Annotated in this window: 1 protein-coding gene; it reads left to right on the top strand. The window is 60.1% G+C overall.

The features are described from left to right. A partial coding sequence (locus H2O73_RS24380) for a hypothetical protein (protein ID WP_220457793.1) occupies positions 1-180 on the top strand: 180 nt, incomplete at its 5' end. Positions 181-233: the final 53 nt, after the last annotated feature.

Raw genomic sequence — 233 nt, 5'->3', positions numbered from 1 at the left:
GACCCGACCTTGCCGGTCTATATCTGGAGCCAGCTACGCTTCCCGCAGAAGCTGCCTGTGATCCTGGCGCTGGGAACGATCCTCATTTTGCTGTCTCTCGTTCTGATCATCACCGCCGAAGCCTTCCGCCGACGCGGCTTGCGCAAGAGCGGCCAGACCGACACCGGAGGGTTCTTGTGACCGCACCCCTGATCCGCATCCAGAACGTCCAGAAATACTACGGCAGCTATCAC

This window comes from Vibrio marinisediminis, assembly GCF_014050145.1.
GTDB classification, from domain to species: Bacteria; Pseudomonadota; Gammaproteobacteria; order Enterobacterales; family Vibrionaceae; genus Vibrio; species Vibrio marinisediminis.
This window is presented reverse-complemented; position numbering and strand designations above follow the sequence as displayed.